This is a genomic window from Streptomyces sp. UNOC14_S4, assembly GCF_020740835.1.
Lineage (GTDB): Bacteria > Actinomycetota > Actinomycetes > Streptomycetales > Streptomycetaceae > Streptomyces.
This window is the reverse complement of the sequence record NZ_JAINFC010000924.1, coordinates 1-1,343: the sequence shown is the minus strand read 5'-3', so window position 1 is coordinate 1,343 and position 1,343 is coordinate 1. Positions and strand designations below refer to the sequence as shown.

The 1,343-nt window shown below is 76.1% G+C and carries 1 protein-coding gene; it reads right to left on the bottom strand.

The features are described 5' to 3' along the window. On the bottom strand, window positions 1-1,343 hold a 1,343-nt coding region (locus tag K6I34_RS37050; RefSeq protein ID WP_229332404.1), incomplete at both ends, for a class I SAM-dependent methyltransferase.

Genomic DNA, 1,343 nt, shown 5'->3' with positions numbered 1-1,343 from the left:
GCCCGGTGGGGCGGGTGACCAGCCATACGCGCGGACGCGCGCTCCCGGGCAGGGCGTCGTGGGCGTGCGCGAGGGCGCGCAGGACGGCGGCGACGTGGCAGGTACGGGCGACGACGTGCCGCGAGTCGGGCTGTTCGGGCTGTTCGGCGAGCAGGAGGACGATGTCGTGCCGGGTGTCGCCGGCGGTCAGCTCGGCGGTCCAGGTGGCGGGGTCGGCGGTGGCCGTGACGGCCCGGGCCGTGCCGAGCGCGCCGACGAGCGCTTGTCGCGCGACGTCCTCAGCCGGGCTCTCCCCGGCGACGAGCCAGGTGGATCCGGCGGCGCGGGAAAGGGGCGGCGGAGCGGGACGGTCGGCGGCGGCCAGCAGGACCGTCCGGTCGTCGGTGCCGAGCTGGACGGTACCGGTGAAGCCGCACTCCGCCAGCAGGGGCCGCCACCGGTCGTCGGGCAGGAGGCGGGTCTCGGGGCGCAGCGTACGGTCCCGGCGTTGCCAGAAGGTGCTGGTGGTGCCGTGGAGGAGGGCGAGCCTGCGGGAGTGGTGGGGTTCGATGGCGAGGAGGAGGCCGCCGGGGGCGAGCAGGGTGTGGAGGCGCCGGAGCGTGTCGGCCAGGTCGTCGGCGCGGTGGAGTCCGTCCCCGGCGACGACGAGGTCGTAGCCGCCTTCGGTGAAGCCCTGGGAGAGCGGGTCGGCGTCCGGGTCGAGGACGCGGTGGTCGATGACGTCGTGGTCGGCGAAGCGGTGCTCGGCGCGGGCGAACGCGGCCGCCGTGACATCGGTGTAGGTGTAGCGGGTGCGGTCGGCGGGGAGTGCCGGGAGCAGGGCGGCGGTGAGGGCGAGGGTGCCCGCGCCGAGTTCGAGTACGCGCAGGGGGCGGTCCCGGGGCCACTGCCGGACGACGTGCTCCAGGAGGGTCCGGGCCACGCGGTGGGTGAAACGGTGGCCGGGCGCGGTGTCCTGGAGCTGTTCGAGGGTGGTGTCGTCGACGGGCGCGGGGGCGGGGGCGTCCTCGGCCTCGCGCAGCAGGGTGGACAGGCCCAGCAACTGCTGGTTGAGGAGGGCCGTTTCGCTGCCGAAGGCGGGGTGGTCCTCGATCAGGCCGCGGAGCAGTTCCCGGCAGCGGTACGGCGCGCCGGTCAGCCGCCAGTGGCTGTCGGGTACGGCGGTGGCCAGGCCGTGGCGGGCCAGGAGCGGGAGCATGAGGCGGACCAAGCGCGGGTGGTGGGGCTGCAGTCCGCCGTCCAGGAGGTCGGGCATGCCGAAGGGCACGGCGGGGTCGGTGAGCAGGCCGGCGAGGGCGGCGGCCCAGCAGTGGGCTCCGGTCTCCTCGGCCGCGGCGGTGAAG